This window comes from Microbacterium sp. bgisy207 (assembly GCF_965345035.1).
Lineage (GTDB): Bacteria > Actinomycetota > Actinomycetes > Actinomycetales > Microbacteriaceae > Microbacterium.
Genome location: NZ_CBDRMG010000016.1, coordinates 1 through 19750, shown reverse-complemented (window position 1 = coordinate 19750; position 19750 = coordinate 1). Strand labels below are relative to the sequence as shown.

General features: G+C 68.8%; 17 protein-coding genes. 3 read left to right on the top strand and 14 right to left on the bottom strand.

What is annotated here, in order from left to right; all coding sequences use genetic code 11:
- Positions 1 to 855, bottom strand: coding sequence for a 16S rRNA (adenine(1518)-N(6)/adenine(1519)-N(6))-dimethyltransferase RsmA (gene rsmA, locus ACSGC5_RS13490; RefSeq protein ID WP_434971120.1), 855 nt, complete (start codon positions 853 to 855; stop codon positions 1 to 3).
- 92 nt (positions 856 to 947) lie between these two features.
- On the opposite strand from rsmA, the gene ACSGC5_RS13485 reads away from it, so the two are divergent.
- Positions 948 to 2402 carry a sugar porter family MFS transporter gene (locus ACSGC5_RS13485; RefSeq protein ID WP_434971119.1) on the top strand — a complete coding sequence of 485 codons (1455 nt, stop codon included), beginning with the start codon at positions 948 to 950 and terminating at the stop codon, positions 2400 to 2402.
- A gap of 130 nt (positions 2403 to 2532) precedes the next feature.
- Here the strand turns inward: ACSGC5_RS13485 and hemL are convergent, their stop codons facing one another.
- Genes hemL through hemE form a run of 8 tightly spaced genes read right to left on the bottom strand, consistent with a single transcriptional unit; the run spans position 2533 to position 11041 of the window.
- Entirely contained in the window at positions 2533 to 3864 is a 1332-nt protein-coding gene (gene hemL / locus ACSGC5_RS13480; protein ID WP_434971118.1) for a glutamate-1-semialdehyde 2,1-aminomutase, read from the bottom strand.
- Positions 3861 to 4871 (bottom strand): porphobilinogen synthase, encoded by a 1011-nt coding sequence (gene hemB / locus ACSGC5_RS13475; protein ID WP_434971117.1) that lies wholly within the window; start codon positions 4869 to 4871, stop codon positions 3861 to 3863. The genes hemL and hemB overlap by 4 nt, the downstream gene beginning before the upstream one ends.
- 34 nt (positions 4872 to 4905) lie before the next feature.
- Positions 4906 to 5670 (bottom strand): uroporphyrinogen-III synthase, encoded by a 765-nt coding sequence (locus tag ACSGC5_RS13470; protein ID WP_434971116.1) that lies wholly within the window; start codon positions 5668 to 5670, stop codon positions 4906 to 4908.
- Entirely contained in the window at positions 5667 to 6722 is a 1056-nt protein-coding gene (gene hemC, locus ACSGC5_RS13465; RefSeq protein WP_434971115.1) for a hydroxymethylbilane synthase, read from the bottom strand. The genes ACSGC5_RS13470 and hemC overlap by 4 nt, the downstream gene beginning before the upstream one ends.
- Positions 6665 to 7879, bottom strand: a complete 1215-nt coding sequence (locus ACSGC5_RS13460; protein WP_434971114.1) for a ferrochelatase — start codon at positions 7877 to 7879, stop codon at positions 6665 to 6667. The genes hemC and ACSGC5_RS13460 overlap by 58 nt, the downstream gene beginning before the upstream one ends.
- Positions 7876 to 8538, bottom strand: a complete 663-nt coding sequence (gene hemQ / locus ACSGC5_RS13455) for a hydrogen peroxide-dependent heme synthase (RefSeq protein WP_434971113.1) — start codon at positions 8536 to 8538, stop codon at positions 7876 to 7878. The genes ACSGC5_RS13460 and hemQ overlap by 4 nt, the downstream gene beginning before the upstream one ends.
- 8 nt (positions 8539 to 8546) lie before the next feature.
- The gene (locus ACSGC5_RS13450) at positions 8547 to 9875 is read right to left on the bottom strand and encodes a protoporphyrinogen/coproporphyrinogen oxidase (RefSeq protein WP_434971112.1); all 1329 of its coding nucleotides are present in this window, start codon (positions 9873 to 9875) and stop codon (positions 8547 to 8549) included.
- A gap of 35 nt (positions 9876 to 9910) precedes the next feature.
- Positions 9911 to 11041: a uroporphyrinogen decarboxylase gene (gene hemE, locus ACSGC5_RS13445; RefSeq protein ID WP_434971111.1), complete on the bottom strand. Its 1131-nt coding sequence runs from the start codon at positions 11039 to 11041 to the stop codon at positions 9911 to 9913.
- Between the two features lie 79 nt (positions 11042 to 11120).
- On the opposite strand from hemE, the gene ACSGC5_RS13440 reads away from it, so the two are divergent.
- Together ACSGC5_RS13440 and ACSGC5_RS13435 are read left to right on the top strand one after the other, a co-directional pair.
- Positions 11121 to 12404: a glutamyl-tRNA reductase gene (locus tag ACSGC5_RS13440; RefSeq protein ID WP_434971110.1), complete on the top strand. Its 1284-nt coding sequence runs from the start codon at positions 11121 to 11123 to the stop codon at positions 12402 to 12404.
- Between the two features lie 15 nt (positions 12405 to 12419).
- Positions 12420 to 13490, top strand: coding sequence for a LacI family DNA-binding transcriptional regulator (locus ACSGC5_RS13435; RefSeq protein WP_434971109.1), 1071 nt, complete (start codon positions 12420 to 12422; stop codon positions 13488 to 13490).
- Here the strand turns inward: ACSGC5_RS13435 and ACSGC5_RS13430 are convergent.
- The 5 genes from ACSGC5_RS13430 to mmsA form a co-directional block, all read right to left on the bottom strand.
- Positions 13472 to 14356, bottom strand: a complete 885-nt coding sequence (locus tag ACSGC5_RS13430; RefSeq protein ID WP_434971108.1) for a TatD family hydrolase — start codon at positions 14354 to 14356, stop codon at positions 13472 to 13474. The genes ACSGC5_RS13435 and ACSGC5_RS13430 overlap by 19 nt on opposite strands.
- 95 nt (positions 14357 to 14451) lie before the next feature.
- The gene (gene metG, locus ACSGC5_RS13425; RefSeq protein ID WP_434971107.1) at positions 14452 to 16029 is read right to left on the bottom strand and encodes a methionine--tRNA ligase; all 1578 of its coding nucleotides are present in this window, start codon (positions 16027 to 16029) and stop codon (positions 14452 to 14454) included.
- A gap of 60 nt (positions 16030 to 16089) precedes the next feature.
- Positions 16090 to 16917 carry a 16S rRNA (cytidine(1402)-2'-O)-methyltransferase gene (rsmI, locus tag ACSGC5_RS13420; protein WP_434971106.1) on the bottom strand — a complete coding sequence of 276 codons (828 nt, stop codon included), beginning with the start codon at positions 16915 to 16917 and terminating at the stop codon, positions 16090 to 16092.
- Between the two features lie 54 nt (positions 16918 to 16971).
- Positions 16972 to 18210, bottom strand: a complete 1239-nt coding sequence (gene mmsB, locus ACSGC5_RS13415; RefSeq protein ID WP_434971105.1) for a multiple monosaccharide ABC transporter permease — start codon at positions 18208 to 18210, stop codon at positions 16972 to 16974.
- A gap of 23 nt (positions 18211 to 18233) precedes the next feature.
- Positions 18234 to 19748, bottom strand: coding sequence for a multiple monosaccharide ABC transporter ATP-binding protein (mmsA, locus tag ACSGC5_RS13410; RefSeq protein ID WP_434971104.1), 1515 nt, complete (start codon positions 19746 to 19748; stop codon positions 18234 to 18236).
- Positions 19749 to 19750: the final 2 nt, after the last annotated feature.

Here is a 19750-nt window from a genome sequence, read left to right as displayed (position 1 = left end):
CTAGCGCGGCTCCGGGGAGTGTGCTCTGGCGATGCGAAGGAACTCCGCAGCCGTCAACTCCTCCCCCCGCGCCGTCGGGGCGATCCCGGCTCGCTCCAGCGCGGCGGATGCCTGGGCAGCCGACCCGCCGAGAACGCCAGCGAGCGCCTGGCGCAGCATCTTGCGCCGTTGCTGAAAGGCCGCGTCGATGATGCGGAAGGTGAGCGCGCGCTCGGTCTCCGACCCGAGCGGGTCGGTCCGCTGGAAGCCGACGAGGACGCTGTCGACGTTCGGAACCGGCCAGAACACCTGGCGCGACACAGTCCCTGCCAGTCGCCACGTGCCCCACCACGCTGCTTTCGCGCTCGGCGCTCCGTACACCTTGGACCCGGGTAGGGCCGCCAACCGCTCACCCACCTCCGCCTGCACCATCACGACACCCCGAACGATCGAACGGAACGTTTCGAGGAAGTGCAGGAGCACCGGCACGGAGACGTTGTAGGGCAGGTTGGCCACGAGCACCTCGGGCTCACCCGGAAGCTGTACCACCCGAAGCGCGTCCTCGTCGATGACCCGCAGCGCGCCCTGGGGAACCCCATGAGCGGATGCCGTGGCAGGAAGCCGCTCTGCGAGCCTGTGGTCGATTTCGACGGCCGTCACCTCGGCTCCGGTCTCGAGGATCGCCAGAGTCAGGGAGCCAAGGCCCGGGCCGACTTCCACGACGTGCTCGCCGGCCTGCACGCCGGCGAGGTGCACGATCTTGCGCACCGTGTTGGCGTCGACGACAAAGTTCTGTCCGAGCTTCTTGGTCGGGGTCACGCCGAGGTCGGCAGCCAGCGCCCGCACTTCCGCGGCGCCCAGGAGGGTGACGGGCATGCGTTCACTGTAGTTGGCCGGCGCAACGACGTCGCGAAACCCGACCGAGCGAATCCGTCACGCGACGCCATCGCGGGAGTACGGTGAGTCGCGTGACATCCTCTTCTGACGCGCTCCCCACGGGGACGTTCTCCCTCAACAGCACCTATGGCCGCCGCGCCATCGGCCTGTCCATCGCCGCTGCCGTCGGTGGATTCCTGTTCGGCTTCGACTCGTCGGTGGTCAATGGCGCCGTCGAGTCGATCCAGGCCGATTTCGCCCTGAACGACTTCGTGACCGGCTTCATCGTCGCCGTCGCCCTGCTGGGGTGCGCCGTCGGCGCGCTCACCGCGGGCAACCTCGCGGACAGATGGGGCCGCCTGAAGGTCATGTTCCTCGGCGCGGTGATGTTCTTCGTCAGCGCGATCGGTACCGGCCTCGCCTTCTCGGTGTGGGACCTCGGTCTGTGGCGCATCGTCGGCGGCATCGGCATCGGCATCGCCTCGGTGGTCGCCCCCGCCTACATCGCCGAAGTGGCACCCCGGCAGATCCGCGGCGGGCTCGCCTCCCTGCAGCAACTCGCGATCACGATCGGTATCTTCGCGGCGCTCCTGTCGGATGCTCTGCTCGAAGGCATCGCCGGCGGTGCCGACAACGTGCTCTGGCTCGGCCTGGAGGCGTGGCGCTGGATGTTCCTGGTGGCGGTGGTTCCCGCGGCGGTGTACGGCATCCTGTCGTTCACGGTGCCGGAGTCACCGCGCTACCTGATCAGCAAGGGGCGCAACGATGAGGCCCGTGCGATCTTCGCCCGCCTGGTCCCGCCCGTCGATCTCGACAAGACGATGAACGAGCTCATCACGGCGATCGAGACCGACAAGAAGAACGCCGGGGTGTCGATCCGGGGCAGGGCGCTGGGTCTGCAGCCGATCGTCTGGATCGGCATCATCCTGTCGGTGTTCCAACAGTTCGTCGGCATCAACGTGATCTTCTACTACTCGACGAGCCTGTGGAACTCGGTCGGCATGACCAACGCGCCACTGATCAGCGTCTTCACCAGCGTCACGAACGTGCTCGTCACATTGATCGCGATCTTCCTGGTCGACCGGGTCGGCCGAAAGCCCATCCTCTTGACGGGTTCCGTGCTCATGGCACTGTCACTCGGCACGATGGCACTGGCCTTCTCGTTCGCCACCGGTACCGGTAAAGACGTTCACCTCGACGGCGCGTGGGGCCCCATCGCTTTGGTCGCGGCAAACCTCTTCGTCATCGGATTCGGCGCCTCGTGGGGACCGCTGGTGTGGGTGCTTCTGGGCGAGATCTTCCCGAGCCGCATCCGCGGCAAGGCCCTCGGTGTCGCGGCCGGAGCGCAGTGGATCGCGAACTTCCTCATCACCATGACCTTCCCGGTGATGTCGACGTGGTCGCTCCCGCTGACGTACGGGATGTATGCCACGTTCGCCGCGCTGTCGTTCTTCTTCGTCTGGCTGCGCATTCCCGAGACCAAGGGCATGGAGCTCGAACAGACCGAGACGCTCTTCACCCGCCCGAAGGCCAAGGCCAAGGCCTGACCACCCCGGCCCGACGCCACACCGCGAAGCAGCCCGTTTTCGTTCAGACAGCCCGCATTGCGGGCTGGTTCGGCGGGAACGGGCTGCTTCGCGGAAGAGGCAGGACTGGTGTGCGGGGTCAGGCGCGGGGTCAGGCGCGGGCGGATGCGGCGGCGCGCGCCGCGGCGGGAAGGGCCGCCGCGATCCGCTCCAGCGCAGTATCGTCGTGCGCGGCGGTGAGGAACCACGCCTCGAACGCGGATGGGGGCAGCGACACCCCCGCCTCGAGCATCGCGTGGAAGAACGCGCGGTACCGGAAGGTCTCCTGCCGCACCGCGGTCTCGTAGTCGTCGACGCCGCCCGCAACCTCCTGGCCCCAGAAGACGCTGAAGAGGTTGCCCGCGCGCTGGATCACGTGCGCAACACCGGCCCCCGTGAGGGCGTCGGAAACCGCTGCGGACAGCTGGGCTGACGCACGGTCGAGCCTGGCATAGACCTCGGCATCCGCGCGGCGCAGCGTCTCCAGGCCCGCAGCGACCGCGACGGGGTTCCCCGAGAGCGTCCCGGCCTGATAGACGGGGCCAAGCGGCGCGAGCAGGTCCATGACGTCTGCGCGGCCAGCGACGGCAGCGACCGGAAGGCCTCCACCGACGACCTTGCCGAAGGTGAACAGGTCGGGTGTGTAGCGCTCCCCCGCGGCATCCTGCAGACCCCAGAATCCCGCTGGTCCCACGCGAAAGCCCGTGAGGACCTCGTCGACGATCAGCAACGCGCCCTGCTCACGGCAGGTCTGCGCGAGCAGGGCGTTGAACCCCGGATGCGGAGAAACGACACCCATGTTCGCCGCAGCAGCCTCGGTGATGACAGCCGCGATCTGCCCCGGGTGCTGCGCGAACACCTCGGCCAGCGCGCCCGGATCGTTGTAGGGAATCACCACGGTGTGCGCGGCGATCGAGGCAGGAACACCCGCGGACCCGGGCAGCGCGAGAGTCGCCAGCCCCGAACCTGCCTGCGCGAGAAGCCCGTCGGAGTGACCATGGTAGTGACCCGAGAACTTCACGACGAGGTCACGCCCGGTGTACCCGCGTGCCAGGCGAACCGCCGTCATCGTCGCCTCGGTCCCGGTCGAGACCAGCCGCACACGCTCCACCGCCCCCACGCGGGCTGCGATCAGCTCCGCGAGGTCGGTTTCTGCGGGGGTGCTGGCACCGAACGAGAGTCCTCGGGCTGCCGCTGCCTGCACGGCCTCGACGACGGCCGGGTGAGCATGGCCGAGAATGGCAGGCCCCCAGCTGGCGACGAGATCCACGTACTCGCGACCGTCGGCATCCGTGACCATCGGGCCGCGCGCGCTGACGAAGAACCGCGGGGTTCCCCCGACGGACCCGAAGGCGCGTACCGGGGAGTTCACGCCGCCGGGCATGGCGTGACGGGCACGGGCGAACAGCGCCTCGTTGTTCGAGGACATCGCGGTCTCGCTCATGCCTGAACCTCCGTTCCGAGAGCGCGTGCGCCCTCTCGCAGACGTGCGGCGATCTCGAGGGCCCAGTAGGTGAGGATCGCGGCGGCTCCCGCGCGACGGATGCCGAGCACCGACTCCATGATCGCGCGGTCCCGATCGATCGCTCCGGCGGCGGCAGCGGCCTCGATCATGGCGTACTCCCCCGAGACCTGGTAGGCCCAGACGGGGACCGGCGAGCGCTGCGCGACCGCGGCGAGGACGTCGAGATAGGGACCCGCGGGTTTGACCATGACGATGTCTGCGCCCTCTCGGATGTCGAGGTCCGCTTCCAGGACGCCCTCGCGGGCGTTCGCGGGATCGAGCTGATACGTCGTCCGGTCGCCGACGAGCGTCGACTCGACCGCGTCGCGGAAAGGCCCGTAGAAGGCGGATGCGTACTTCGCCGAGTAGGCCAGAAGAACGACGTCCGTGCGACCTGCAGCATCCAGTGCGCCGCGGACGGCAGCGACCTGGCCGTCCATCATGCCCGACAGTCCGAGGATCTGGGCGCCCGCATCGGCCTGCGCGATGGCCATCGCCGCGTACCGTTCGAGCGTCGCGTCATTGTCGACAGCGCCCCGGCCGTCGAGCACGCCGCAGTGCCCGTGGTCGGTGAACTCGTCCAGGCATAGGTCGGCCTGGACGGTGAGCCGTCCGGCTGACGCGTCGGCGGCGACCCGGATCGCACGGTTGAGGATGCCGTCGGGTCTTGTTGCACCGGATCCGACGGCATCCCGGTGCAGCGGGACGCCGAACAGCATGATGCCGCCGATCCCGGCATCCGCGGCGGCCTGCACCACGGCGGGGAGCGTCGCAAGCGTCTCCTGCCGCACCCCGGGTATCGACGCGATCTGCTGGGGCTCGTCGCGCTCGGTCACGAAGACCGGAAGCACGAGAGCGGATGCGGACAGCGTGTGCTCCGCGACGAGCCGGCGCATCGCGGGACTCTGCCGCAGTCGGCGCGGGCGGTGGGTGGGGAACGTGCTCATGAAGGCAACTCCGTGGTCGGTTCGACGGCAGGGATCACGTCGGCGGAAGGGCATGGATGAGGGACTCGATGCTCTGATCGGGGGCGGTCACGGTGACCGGCAGTCCACGACGCTCGGCATCCCGCGTTGTTCCGGGGCCGAGTGAGGCAAGCACGGTACCCGCGGGGAGCGCGCCGACCTGCTCGGCGAGTTCGCGGGCGACGCTCGTGGAGGTCACAAGGACCGTGTCGATGTCGCCCACGCGCACCGCATGCAGCACGTCAGGGGCCAGGTCGACACCGACGGTGCGGTAGGCGATGCACACCTCGAGGTCGTATCCGCGCACCTCGAGTTCGTCGCTGACGACGGCCATCGCAAGATCCGAGCGCAGCACGAGACAGCGGCCCACCCGGTCGGGATCGTGGAGCGCGCACCACTGGCGGATCATCGTCGAGGCCGACGAGCGCCCCGCCGGCACGAAGTCCACGTCGTATCCGGCCTCGGTTACGGCGCGCGCCGTCGCCCGGCCGACCGCAGCGATATGCGTTCCGGCGGGCACCTTCACGCCGGCGGCGACGAGTTGTTCGACGCTGGCCGCGCTCGTGAGGAACACCCAGTCGTAGGCGCCGTCCGCGAGAGCGGCGAAGACCCGGTCTCGCGCCGCCACGTCCCGCGGCTCGCGGGTCTGGATCAGCGGCGCGATCACGGGCGCAGCTCCCCGTTCACGCAGCAGGCGGGCCACGCGCTCACCCCATGCCCCACCGCGAGGAACGAGCACGCGCCGCCCCGCCAATGGCCCGGGGGCGGTGTCTGTGCTCACGACGGCATCCCGCCCTCCGTCGGCGTGTGGGCGTCTCCCGCGGACTCGGGATCGGTGATCGCGCGATTCTCGGCATCCAGATCGTCGACACCGCGCGCGCGCAACTCGGCGACCACGCGTGCGGCGATGCCCTTGCGGCCCGCCGGCTCGGAAACGAGCGCCACCGGCACCGTCTGCTCGACACGGATGCTACGCCCCCCGTCGCTCCGGTACACCTGTGCGATCAGGGCAAGCGTGTCACCGTCTTCCCGAGCGGAGATGCCGACGGGCGCCGCGCACCCGGCCTCGAGTTCGGCGAGGACTGCTCGTTCGACCAGCGCGGTCAGTTCTGCGCGCGGGTCGTTCAGGGAGCGCAGCTGAGCGCCGAGATCCGTGCCGACATCGGCCGTGCGCATCTCCACGGCAAGGGCTCCCTGGCCGGCCGAGGTCGGCCACTGGTCGAGGTCGAAGGCCTCACGGATCTCGGCGTCCCGGGAGATCCGCCGAAGACCGGCCTCGGCCAGCACGATCGCGTCGTACTCGCCCTCCGCGACCTTGCGCAGCCGCGTATCGACGTTCCCGCGTATGTCGGCCACGACGAGGTCGGGACGTCGGCTGAGGACCTGCGCGGCGCGGCGGGGCGAACCCGTTCCCACGCGCGCTCCCGGTGCGAGCGCGTCGAGCCCGACCGCTTCCCGCGTGCACAGCGCGTCGCGAGCGCTCTCTCGCCCCGGAACGGCGATCAGGGTGATCGCGGGGTAGGGCGCGTTCGGCAGGTCCTTGAGCGAATGGACGACGATGTCGCACTCCCCCGCCAGCAGCGCCTCGCGCAGCGCGGTGGCGAACACACCGGTGCCACCGAGCGAGACCAGGGACCCGGTCGCCGTGTCACCGTGGGTCGTGACGGGCACGAGCTCGACGGGCGTCCCCGTGGCGGCGGTCAGCATGCGCGCCACCGTGCCGGACTGGGTCATCGCGAGGGTGCTGCCGCGGGTTCCCAACCGTACCGACGCCGTCACGGCTGCAGCCCCGCGAGCGCAGGCCGGAAGCCGAGGCGGGCATTCTCGCAGCATCCGGGGCGGCACACGTCGAACCAGGGGCCGAGGGAGGTCGCGCGCACGCGCTCGAAGGCCGGTGTCCCCTCGAGGCGCTCGCGGACCAGATCGACCAGTCCGGCGACGTAGATCGGCGAGATCCCCGGCGTCGCCGTGCGGACGGGGACGAGCCCGACCTCGCGCGCAGTCTCGACCGCTTCGGTGTCGAGATCCCACATGACCTCCATGTGGTCGCTCAAGAACCCGAGGGGCACGATGAGCACGGCCCGTCGGCCCTTCGCGGGCAGCTCGCGGATCGCATCGTTGACGTCGGGTTCGAGCCACGGCACCGAGGGCGGTCCCGACCGGCTCTGATAGACCAGCTGCCACGAACTGTCGATGCCGAGTCGGCGCACGATCTCCTCGGCGACGGCGGTGTGCTGCGCGGCGTACGCGCCGCCCTCTCCGAAGTCACGGTCCCGGGGGCCGGAGCGGTCGGCGTCGGCGACGGGGATGGAGTGGGTGGAGAACAGAATCTCGATGTCGGAGGCGTCCTCTATCCCCTGTGCGCGCAGGTGGCCGAGTCCGTCGCGGATCCCGTCGACGAAGGAATCCACGAACCCGGGGTGATCGAAGAACTGGCCGACCTTGTCGATCTGGAGCTGCTCACCCAGCCCCGTCGCCTCGAGGGCATCCGCGAGATCCTCGCGGTACTGGCGGCACGATGAATACGAGCTGTACGCGCTGGTCGCCAGCGCGAGAACGCGGCGATGTCCGTCGGCGTGCAACTGCTGCACCGCATCGGCCACGTACGGCATCCAGTTGCGGTTGCCCCAGTACACCGGCAGATCGATGTCGCGGCGCGCGAGTTCGGCCTCCAGAGCCGCCACGAGCGCCCGGTTCTGCGCGTTGATCGGTGAGACACCACCGAAGTGGCGGTAGTGGTGGGCGACCTCTTCGAGGCGCTCGTCAGGGATGCCGCGACCGGCGGTCACGTTGCGCAGGAACGGGATGACATCCTCCTGGCCTTCGGGTCCGCCGAACCCGAGCAACAGCAGCGCGTCGTACGCGACAGGCTCCTCGACGTGGGCGGGACCGCTCGCCGCGGCCGGCGTCGCGCCGCACACCGACGCGCCGGGCGCACAATAGGCTCCGGTCGCGCGGGGCGGCTTGGGTCGGAACGTGCTCTCCGTCACGACAGCACCTCGACGAGCTCCTCGATCTCGACCCGACGCCCGGTGTAGAAGGGCACCTCCTCACGGACGTGCCGGCGCGCATCCGTCGCACGCAGGTCCCGCATCATGTCCACCAGGCTGATCAGGTTGTCACTCTCGAGAGGCAGCAGCCACTCGTAGTCGCTGAGCGCGAAGGTCGACACGGTGTTGGCGACGACATCCTGGAAGGCACTGCCCTTGCGACCGTGCTCAGCGAGCATCGCCGAACGCTCTTGCTCGGGCAGGAGGTACCACTCGTAGCTGCGGACGAACGGGTACAGGCAGAGCCAGGCCCGCGGGCTCTCGCCGCGCAGATATCCGGGGATGTGGCGCTTGTTGAACTCGGCCTCGCGGTGTACGCCCATCGCACTCCACACCGGTGTGGCATCCCACAGCGGTTCGGTACGTCGCAGCTGTCGCAGACCCGCCTGAAGAGCCGCCGGATCTTCGCCGTGCAGCCACACCATGAGGTCAGCATCGCCCCGCATGCCGGTGACGTCGTAGAGACCGCGCAGCGTCACGCCCGTCGCGGGGAGGGCATCCACGGCTGCCGCGAGCTCGGAGACGTCGCGGCGCTGCAGGCGAGGAACGGCGAGCACGGCGAACAGCGTGTAGCTGGGTCGGGGATCGGAAGCGGTCACGGATGCTCCTATCGAATCGGTCGTGGGTTCGAAGATGTCGGGGGATGGACCAGGAGGTCCGCGGCCAGGGCCTGGGCGTGCGGAATGACCGCGGCAAGCCCCGTCCCGGCCACGGCGGCGCCGGCGAGGTGGATGCCCGGAGGCGGGGGCGGCGCGGCACCTGACGAGACCGACGCGGACTGAGCATCCCAGCGGCAGACCCGGAGCTCTCGGATCGCCGATGGCCGCACGGCGACGCCAGTGATCCGCGTCACCGCTTCGCTGATGCTCTCCGCGTCGAACCGGGCCGTCTCGGCATCCCGGGCTGACAGCCTCACCACGTGCTCATGAGGAGTCAGCTCGTCTCGCAGCCACTCCCACTTGGCACTCGCGTGGGTGAGGGCCTTGACCTGCCCCGCAACGGTCTCGGCCACCAGCGCACCGGTGCCGATCGGGTGCCCGTCGAGGGCGGGCGCGTGAATCCGGGCGATCGCGAGGAGAACGGGGGAGCCCGCCGCACCGTCCGGACGACCCAGGAGCCGGTCGATCTCGGCGCGGCCGGTGGCCAGCACGAGCGATCGCGCGCGCACGCCTCCGCGGTTCGTACGCACGTCGACCCCGTCGGGGCCACTGTCGAGGTGCGTCACGCGGGTGTCCGTTCGGATGGCCACTCCCGCAGCCTCCGCGCGGGCGGCGAGCGCGTCGGCAAGGCGCCACAGTCCCCCACGGATGCCGGCGACCGCGCTTCCCGGACGCTCGCCGGTGGTCGTGAGATCGGACACCGCCGCTGTCAGGGAGCCGGTCTGCTGCACCCTCGCCCACAGCTGCGGGTGGACGCGTGAGAGCCGCAGGCGCGAGGCGGGCGCGGAATAGACACCGCGACAGACGGTGTCGACGATCGTGGTCGCGAGCGCCTCGCCCAGGCGCGACGCGACGAGCTCGTGCAGGGACGGCTCGGATGCGGGCAGCGGCTGCAGCCTCTCGCGGACCGGATCGACGAGCGCCACGACATCGTCGGATTCCGGGTCCGCGGGGATCCCGAGGATGCTGTGCCGCGGCAGCGGGGCCCGGCGCACCCCGGCGCCGGAGTCGTCGGGGACGACAAGCCACGCCCCCGCCGGGTCCGGGGCAACGATCTCCACGGGCAGAGACCAGCGTTCGATCAGGCGCGCAACGACGTCCGCGCGGGTTGCGAAGGACTCCGCGCCACCGTCGACGAGCAGCCCGTCGCCGACCGAGACGGGCGCCAGCATTCCGCCGACGCGCTCTCCCGCCTCGAGCAGGACCGTGCGAAGCCCCGCGGCACCGGCTTCCACGGCCAACACGAGACCGGCGATGCCGCCGCCGACAATGCACACGTCGGGATCGGACGACGAGTGTGTCCCCACGCTGCTCACGCGGCATCCGGTCGCTCATGGACGCGGCGCACAAGCCGGGTCAGGACATCCGGATCCGTCTCGGGCGGTACGCCGTGGCCGAGGTTGACGATGTGCGCACGGGCAGCCCGGCCCTCGGCCAGGATCCGGTCCAGCGCCGCGTCCAGGACGTGTGGTGGTGCGAACAGCAGGGCAGGATCGAGGTTCCCCTGCACCGTGACAGCGGTGGCAAGTCGCGCAACGGCCTCGTCCAGGCTGACACGGTGGTCGATCCCGACGACGTCGAGATCGAGCGTCGCGATATCGGCGAGCAGGTCGCCCGTGCCGACACCGAAGTGCGCCAGCGGGACGTGGGACATACCCGCCCCGGTCGGGAGCCGGAGGGCGCGGACGTACTCGAGAGCGGCGCGCGAGGCCGGCAACGCGGCCGATCGGTAGACCGCGGGCGCCAGCGACCCCGCCCACGAGTCGAACAACTGGACGCTGCTGGCACCGGCCGCCACCTGGACCTGGAGGAACACGCCGCTGACTGCTGCGAGCCAGCCAGTGAGGGCCTCCCAGGCGGCGGGGTCCTCGTGGATAAGGCGGCGGGCTCGGAGGTGATCCTTGGAGGGGCCGCCTTCGACGAGGTACGCGGCGAGGGTGAACGGGGCGCCGGCGAACCCGATGAGGGGAATCGGCTCGCCACGAGTCGCGCTCTCGTCGGCCAACAGCAGAGTGGTTCGGGTCACGGCGTCAGCGATCGGCTCAGCCCGCTCGCGGACGAGTTCTGGATCGATCGCCGTGACGCGCGCGACATCTCTGGCGGTGCGCACCGGCTCCGCGAACACGGGTCCGCGGCCCGCCTCGATCTGGACATCGAGCCCTGCGAGCACGAGCGGCACGACGATGTCGCTGAAGAAGATCGCGGCATCCACCCCGTGCCGCCGCACCGGCTGCAGCGTGATCTCGCTGACCAGGGCCGGATCGCGGCACGCGTCGAGCATCGACTGCGTCGCACGAAGCGCCCGGTACTCCGGCAGCGAGCGGCCGGCCTGACGCATAAACCACACCGGGGTGAGGTCGGGTCGCTCGCCGAGGCTCGCGCGGATGAGACGAGAGTCGCGGGTCGCATGCGCAACGAGCGGATGCTGATCAGTCAGTTGCATGGATCCTTCACCGGCCGGAGTTAATCGATATACTAACTCCTCGTCACGACCGACGAGACGCACGGGAAGAGGAGAGCGAGTGCTGGTCTGCCTTTCGGCGAATCATCGGGCAACACCGTTCGACGCGCTCGAGCGTCTCGCATCCGTCGGCGACGAACTGCGCGCGGGCGTTCCCCTGGCCCACGACGCGATCGGCGGCGCGGTCGTGCTCGCAACCTGCAACCGATTCGAGGCGTACCTCGACGTCGACCTGGACGATGAGCCGTCGCCCGAGTCCGCGGTCGACGCGGCACTGACCGAGATCTCCCGCGCGTCGGGGATCGGCTTTCGCCAATTGCACGAGTCGATCGACATCACCGTGGGCAACCGCGTCGCCCACCACCTCTTCGCCGTCGCCTCGGGCCTGGAGTCGGTTGTCGTGGGCGAAGACGAGATCGCGGGGCAAGTGCGTCGCGCCTACGATGACGCCCGATCGGCGGGGATGACGACCCGATCGCTCGAGCACCTGTTCGACCGCGCCAGCGAGACATCACGAGCGGTCAAGAACTCCACCCGGCTGGGCGAGTCCGGCCGTTCGCTGGTGCGCCTCGCCCTCGAGCTCGCGTCCTCACGCATCGTGGATTGGACCGGCGTCCGGGTCCTGTTGGTCGGCACGGGGCGCTATGCCGCCGCAGCGCTCGCGGCGCTACGGGCGCGCGGCGCCGGCGACATCCGCGTCCTGTCGGGATCCGGTCGGGCCGCGAGTTTCGCCGCCCGGCATGGGCTGGTCGCCGTCGACCCCGACACACCCGCGGCCGAGCTCGCACGGGCAGAGGTCATCGTCACGTGCACGACGCGGGAGGCTCTCGACGCGCAGAAGCTGGCGGCGGCACGGAAGCAGACGGCAACGCCGAACTCACACGTCCTGATCATCGATCTCGGGATGCCCCGCAACGTCGCGCCCGATGTGCAGCAGCTTCCCGGTGTGGAACTCCTGGATCTGGACACGATCCGGATCCACGCCCCGATCGACGAGATCGCGTCGCTCGCGGATGCCCGCGCGATCGTCAGCGCTGCCGCAGCCCGACACGCGAGCGTGCGCCGCGTGCATGATGTCGCACCCGCGGTCCTCGCGGCACGAGGGTGGGTTCAGCGCCTGCTGGATGCCGAAATCTCCCGACTCCCCGCCCGCGACAGTGCACCGCCGCAGGATACCGAGCGGGCTCTGCGTCACTTCGCGGGCGTGGTCATGCATCACCTGGTCGCGCGCGGCCATACACTAGCCGCGTCCGGCGAGGGCGACCGGTGGGTCCAGGCGATCGCCACCGTCTTCCCCGATCCCGCCCGCGACCTTCAGGCCGCGCCCACTGCAGACTGCGCCTGACCCCCGGGAGGGACCATGCCTCGGCACCGCGACGACGCCTCCCCGCCCGTCGCGCGCCTGCGCCCCACCCTCAAGGACGTCGCCGCAGCAGCGGGGGTGTCGACGGCAGCCGTCAGCCAGGCACTCAACGATCGCGGCGCGCTGCGGCCCGAGACGCGTCGACGGATCCTCGAGGTCGCGGCGACGCTCGGCTACACCCCGGATCGCTATGCGGCAGCCCTGCGCCGGGGGCGCACGATGTCGATCGGGTATGTCGCCAGCGCACCGCCCGCGTCCGAGCGCGAGGCAGCGCAGGCCCAGTACGCCATGCGTCAGCTCACAGCCCTGTGCGAAGCGGCAGCCGCGCACGGGTTCACCGTGACGGTTCTTCCCACCTCACATCCGGAACTGCTGCGCAGCGCGCGGGTGGATGCCGTGTACGCTCCCGACGCGCGCGAGAGCGACGCCGTCATGAGCCTCGCCGCTGCCGCGCACATCCCCCTCATCACGAACGACCTGCCTCTGCCCCGCAGCGTCGGACTGTGGATTCGGACCGGATACGAGGAGGCGACTCGCGCCGCCCTCGACCTGCTGGCCGCGGGAGGCGCGGCGCGCGTCGGGCTGCTGACCGAAGGTCCCGGCGTGCGACGACGAGAGATCGGCGAGGCCGTCTATCGGACGTGGTGCGCCCAGCGGCGTCAGGACACCGCCATCGTGTACCTGGAGCCCGATCGCCGCGAGCTTGCCGGGAGCGTGCGCGAGCTGCTGCGCCAGGGAGCGGATGCCGTGTTCTCCTACGCGCAGGAGGGTCCGACGCTGTTCGTCGAGCTGTCCGAACTCGGGATCGTCTTGCCCCGCGATCTGCAGCTTGTCGCGCTCTGTCTGCACGACTGCGACATCAACGCCCGGCTGGGTGTCACACACGTGTGTGTGCATCCCGAGGCCGCGCCCCGCCTGCTGCTGCCGCAGTTGGTCACCACGATCGAGAGCAACGCGGTGGACGACGAGGAGGGCACAGCACCCCCGGTCGTGCTGCCCTGGAGCATCGTCGGCGGCTCGACGACGCTTGCCACCCCCGCGGCGCTGCCCTACGCGAAGGCGCCGTAGACCTCGCGAGTGTTGGCTGCGATCTGGGCGCTGAGATCCGCCACGGGGATCCCCAGGTGTGCGGCCATGAACCGCACCGTGATCGGTACGAGGTAGGGAGCGTTGGGGCGCCCACGGTGGGGAACCGGCGTGAGGAAGGGCGCATCCGTCTCGACGAGGATCCGATCCCGCGGCGTCACCGCGAGCGCGTCGCGAAGGTTCTGCGCGTTCTTGAAGGTGATGTTGCCCGCGAACGAGAGGTAGTACCCGAGGTCGGCGGCCGTGCGGGCCATGTCGGCGTCGCCCGAGAAGCAGTGGAACACGGTCCTGTCGGGCGCACCTTCACGATCGAGCACGCTGAACACCTCGTCGTGGGCGTCGCGGTCGTGGATCTGCATCGCGACACCGTGCTTCTTGGCCAGGGCGATGTGCGCCTCGAAGGAGCGGTATTGCGCGGGCAGGCCCTCGGCATCCGTGCGGAAGAAGTCGAGCCCCGTCTCGCCGATTGCGCGCACCCGCGGGTGGGCGGCGAGTTCGTCGATCACTGCGATGGCCTCATCGAGACGCCCTGCCTCCGCGTAGGCGGGGGCTTCGTTCGGATGGATGGCCACGGCGGCGAGCACCCGGGGGTCGTGCTCGGCGGCCCACACCGCCCAGCGCGAGGACTCCACGTCACCGGATGCCTGCACGACGCCGGCGATGCCGACAGCTTCCGCGCGGGCGAGCTGTTCGTCGAGGGAGAGCGGATCATCGCCGTCCACGATCTCGAGATGGCAGTGGTTGTCGTACACTGCCACGTCCAGCCGTTCGGGCGGGTCAGGATAGGTCAGATCCCGCCGGCCGGAGGCCGACCGTTCCCGCACGTAGGCGCTCGGGTCTTCTGTCATGTCGTTTCGTCTCCTCGCTGCGCTCGTCGCTCAACGAACGACCCTCGCCCCGGTCGTTGAGCGAGCGAAGCGAGTCGAAACGCCTCGATCGTCGCTCACGCCGGCTGCTCGACGCGGGGGAACAGAGGGGCCAGGCCGTTGACGGACGTTCCGGGACGCAGCCGACCCCAGGTTCCTGCCTCGCGCAGCGGCTGGTCCTGCAGACGGCCCAGGGTCTCGGCCGCGCCGAGGGCGATCCACAGCTTCTCGGTCGAGATCGGCATCACCGGCGAGAGCAGCTGCGCGAGAGCGCGCAGTCCCTCCGCAGCGGTGTAGAGCACCGTCCCGAGCCGTTCACGCTTCGCATCGTCCTTCGCAAGTGTCCAGGGCTCGTTCTCGGTGATGTAGCCGTTGAGCTCGTCGACGATGGTCCAGATCGCCGTGATCGCCTCGTCGATACGGAAGCGCTCGATCGCGGCGTCCGCGTTCGCCGCAGCATCCGCAACGGTCCGCTGGATGCCGAGATCCGCATCCGTGTACTCCGCCGGCGGCGGGACGATGCCCTCGAAATACCGCTCGATCATCGCGACCGTGCGCGAGGCCAGATTGCCGAATCCGTTCGCGAGTTCGGCCTGGTAGCGAGCGGAGAGGTCCTCCCACGAGAACGACCCGTCCTGGCCGAACGCGATCGCCGACAGGAAGTAGAAGCGGTACGCGTCGGAGCCGAAGACATCGGTGATCTCGGTCGGCGCGATGCCGGTGAGCTTGGACTTCGACATCTTCTCGCCGCCCACCAGCAGCCAGCCGTGGGCGAAGACGCCGCGCGGCACCTCGACGCCGGCAGCCATGAGCATCGCGGGCCAGATCACCGCGTGGAAGCGGAGGATGTCTTTCCCCACGACGTGATAGGCCGGCCAGCGGCGCGCGAACTGCTCGGGATCGGATCCGTAGCCGACCGCTGTCGCGTAGTTCAGGAGCGCGTCGACCCACACATAGATGACGTGCGAGGGATCCCACGGCACCTTGATGCCCCAGTCGAACGTCGACCGCGAGATCGACAGGTCCTTCAGTCCGCTGCGCACGAACGAGGCGACCTCGTTGCGCGCCGACTCGGGCCGCACGAAGTCGGGGACGCTCTTGTAGAGCTCGAGCAGACGGTCCTGGAACTCGCTGAGCTTGAAGAAATAGTTCTTCTCCTGCAACAGCTCCAGTGGCTTCGAGTGGATCGCGCAGACCTTGAGGCCCTCGAACGCCCCGGTGCCGTCCATGATCTCGGCCTCGGTCTTGAACTCCTCGCACCCGACGCAGTACAGCGCCTCGAACTCGCCCGCGTAGATGTAGCCGTTGTCGTAGATCGCCTGCACGAACTGCGTCACGCGCTCCTCGTGGCGGGCCTGCGTCGTGCGGATGAAGTCGTCGTTGGCGACATCCAGGGTCCGAAGCAGCGGGAACCACGACTCGCCGACAAGCCGGTCGACCCACTCCTGCGGGGTCGCACCGTTGGCTGCTGCCGCGCGCAGCATCTTCTGTCCGTGCTCGTCGGTGCCCGTCAGCATCCAGGTGTCGTCACCGGACTGCCGGTGCCAACGCGCGAGCGTGTCGACGGCGACCGTCGTGTACCCGTGGCCGATGTGCGGAACATCGCTCGGGTAGTAGATCGGCGTCGTGATGTAGAAGGAACTGCCGGAACTCACCCGAGAAGTCTAGTTCGGGCAGACCTCACCTCGCGGCGTGTGACAAGGACCGCGGGAGCGTCACCCGCGACCGGCGGATCGTTCCAGACTCGCGTTGTACAGCTCGCGTGACGAGTACCCGGATGCCGTCGCGACGTCAGCACACGCATCCTTGAGCCACTTGCCCTGGGCAAGCAGGTCCGAGACGTAGTCAACCGCATCCTCGAACGCCATCTGGGCGCTACCGGCTCCCCCGACGACGATGACGATCTCCCCCCTCACACCCTCGGCTGCCCATGCCGCAAGGTCGGTGAGGGTTCCTCGGCGCACCTCCTCGTGGAGCTTGGTGAGCTCCCGACACACGACTGCCCGACGCTCGGCGCCGAACGCCTGCGCCATGTCGGACAGCGAGACGGCCAGACGCCCGGGCGCATCGAAGAACACCATCGTGCGCTGCTCGCTCGCAAGCGACTCGAGGAGGCGGCGCCGGTCACCTGACTTTCGCGGCAGGAACCCCTCGAACGTGAAGCGATCCGTCGGCAGCCCGGAGACGGCGAGCGCCGCCAGCACCGCGCTCGGCCCCGGGAGGACCGTCACCGTGACACCGGCTTCGCTCGCAGCAGCCACCACACCGAAGCCGGGGTCGCTGATCGTCGGCATCCCGGCATCCGACAACAGCAGCACGTCGTCGTCCCGGGCCAGCTCGACCAGTTCGGCCGCGCGCGTCTTCTCATTGTGGTCGTGCAGCGCGATCAGACGCGGACGGTTCTGGATCGCCAGCGCCGCGAACAACCGCTGTGTCGTGCGAGTGTCCTCGGCGGCGACGATCGTCGCGGCCTCCAGCGCCTCCACAAGACGCCGAGACGCGTCGCCGAGATTCCCGATCGGCGTGGCGGCAAGGATGATCACCGCCCCAGCCTAGGCCGGGAAATCCGCGACGACGCGTCTCGCGGGAGAACGGACTCAGCTGTTTCCGGAGCGCCGCTTGTTGTAGACGTCGAAGGCGACAGCCAACAGCAGCACGAGCCCCTTGACCGCCTGCTGCCATTCGATCCCGATACCCATGATCGACATGCCGTTGTTGAGGACGCCGATGATGAGGCCACCGATGATGGCGCCACCGATCGTTCCGACGCCGCCCTGGACGGCGGCGCCGCCGATGAAGGCCGCCGAGATCGCTTCGAGTTCGAACCCGTCACCGGCCTTGGGACCGGCCAGGTTCAGGCGCGCGGTGAAGATGAGGCCGGCGAGGGCTGCGAGGAAGCCCATGTTCACGAACAGCAGGAAGTCCACGCGCCGGGTCTTGATCCCCGACAGCTCCGCGGCGTGACGGTTGCCGCCGATGGCGTACACGTGGCGACCGAAGACCGACCGGTTCATGATCGTGCCGTAGAAGAGCACGAGCACCGCCAGGATGATGAGCGTCACCGGGATGCCCTTGTACGAGGCCAGCGAGAACATGAAGAAGACGATCGCCGCCGACACCAGCAGCAGCTTGACGACGAACCAGACGATCGGGTCGACGTCCTGGCCGTACTTGAGCCGGGCAGCCCGCGAGCGCACCTGGTTCAAGACGAGGAGCACGATCGCGGCGGCTCCCACGAGCAGCGTGAACAGGTCGGGCGTGCCCTCGCCGAAGACGCCGGTGACGAAGCCGTTGCCGAGTGCGCGGTATTCCTCGGGGAAGGAGCCGATGTTGGCGTTGCCGAGCACGACCAGCGCCAGTCCACGGAAGATGAGCATGCCCGCGAGCGTCACGATGAAGGCGGGGATGCCGACGAAGGCGACCCAGAATCCTTGCCAGGCTCCCACGAGCGCACCGATCATCAGCGACAACGTGATGGCAAGCCACCACGGCAGACCCCACTGGACGGCGAAGACGCCCGAGACCGCACCGATGAATGCCGCCACCGAGCCCACCGACAGGTCGATGTGGCCGGCGATGATGACCATCACCATGCCGATCGCGAGGACGAGGATGTACCCGTTCTGGACGATCAGGTTGGAGATGTTCTGCGGGCGCAACAGGATGCCATCCGTGGTGATGGTGAAGAAGACCACCACCGCGATCAGAGCGATGAAGATACCGTTCTTGCCCAGGTCAGCGAGGATGTTGCTGAACCAGCGGGTGAATCTGTTGTCGGGCGGGTTGATGAGCGCGCCCGCGGCCGTGGACTCGGTGTTCGGGGTGTCGTTGGACATGGTGTGTTCTCCTGCGGGGCCCGTCAGCGGGCCTTCTCCATGGTCATGAGTTTGAGGACCGACTCCGGCGTGGCCTCCTCGACGGGAAGCTCTCCCGTGATGCGTCCCTCCGAGATCGCGTAGACACGATCGGAGATGCCGAGCAGCTCGGGAAGTTCGGACGAGATGACGATGATCCCCTTGCCCGCTGCGGCGAGCTTGTTGATGATCGTGTAGATCTCGTACTTCGCGCCGACGTCGATACCCCGGGTCGGTTCGTCGAGGATCAGCACGTCGGGGTCGGAGTAGATCCACTTCGACAGCACGACCTTCTGCTGATTGCCACCGGAGAGCTTGCCCGTCTTGACGAGAACGTTCGGGGCCTTGATGTTGAGGTCGCGCCGATACTCGTTGGCCACGGCGTACTCTTTGTTGTCGTTGACCAGCCCGAGACGCTCGAGCTTGTTCAGCGATGCCATCGAGATGTTGCGCTTGATGTCCTCGATGAGGTTGAGGCCATAGGTCTTACGATCCTCGGTTGCGTATGCCAGCCCGTTCTCGATGGCTTCGGCGACGGTTCGGGTCTTGATCTCGCGGCCCCGCATGAAGACTTTGCCGCTGATCTTGCTCCCATAGCTGTGGCCGAACAGGCTCATTGCGAACTCGGTGCGTCCGGCGCCCATGAGGCCCGCGATTCCGACGATCTCGCCGGCGCGGACGGTCAGCGAGACGTTGTCCACGACGACCCGCGAGGGGTCCTGCGGGTGATGGGCCGTCCAGTTCTCGACGCGCAGCAACTCCTCGCCGATCTGCGGGTCATGGTCGGGATAGCGATGCTCGAGATCGCGGCCGACCATGTCCTTGATGATGCGGTCCTCGGTGACGTCGTCGCGGGCGATGGTTTCGATGGTCTTCCCGTCACGGATGACGGTCACGGTGTCGGAGATCTTCTTGATCTCGTTGAGCTTGTGACTGATGATGATCGACGTGATCCCCTGCTCCTTGAGCTGGAGGATCAGGTCGAGCAGATGGTCCGAGTCCTCGTCGTTGAGGGCGGCGGTGGGCTCGTCGAGGATCAGGAGCTTCACCTCTTTCGAGAGCGCCTTCGCGATCTCGACGAGTTGCTGTTTGCCGACACCGATCTGCTTGATGGGGGTGCGGGGATTGTCGCGCAGACCGACCCGAGCCAGCAGCTCGGCGGCCTGGAAGTTCGTGCGGTTCCAGTCGATCAGGCCGAGGGCGCCGCGCTGCTCGTTGTTGAGGAAGATGTTCTCCGCGATCGACAGATGCGGGCTCAGGGCGAGTTCCTGGTGGATGATGACGATGCCCTTGGCTTCGCTGTCGCCGAGGCTTCGGAACGCGACCTCCTCGCCCTCGAAGACGATCGTGCCGTCGTACGAGCCATGCGGGTAGACGCCCGAGAGCACCTTCATCAGGGTGGACTTGCCGGCACCGTTTTCCCCGCAGATCGCGTGGATCTCACCGCGCTCGACCTCGAGAGTGACGCCCGAGAGCGCCTTGACCCCCGGGAAGGTCTTGGTGATGCCGCGCATCTCCAGGA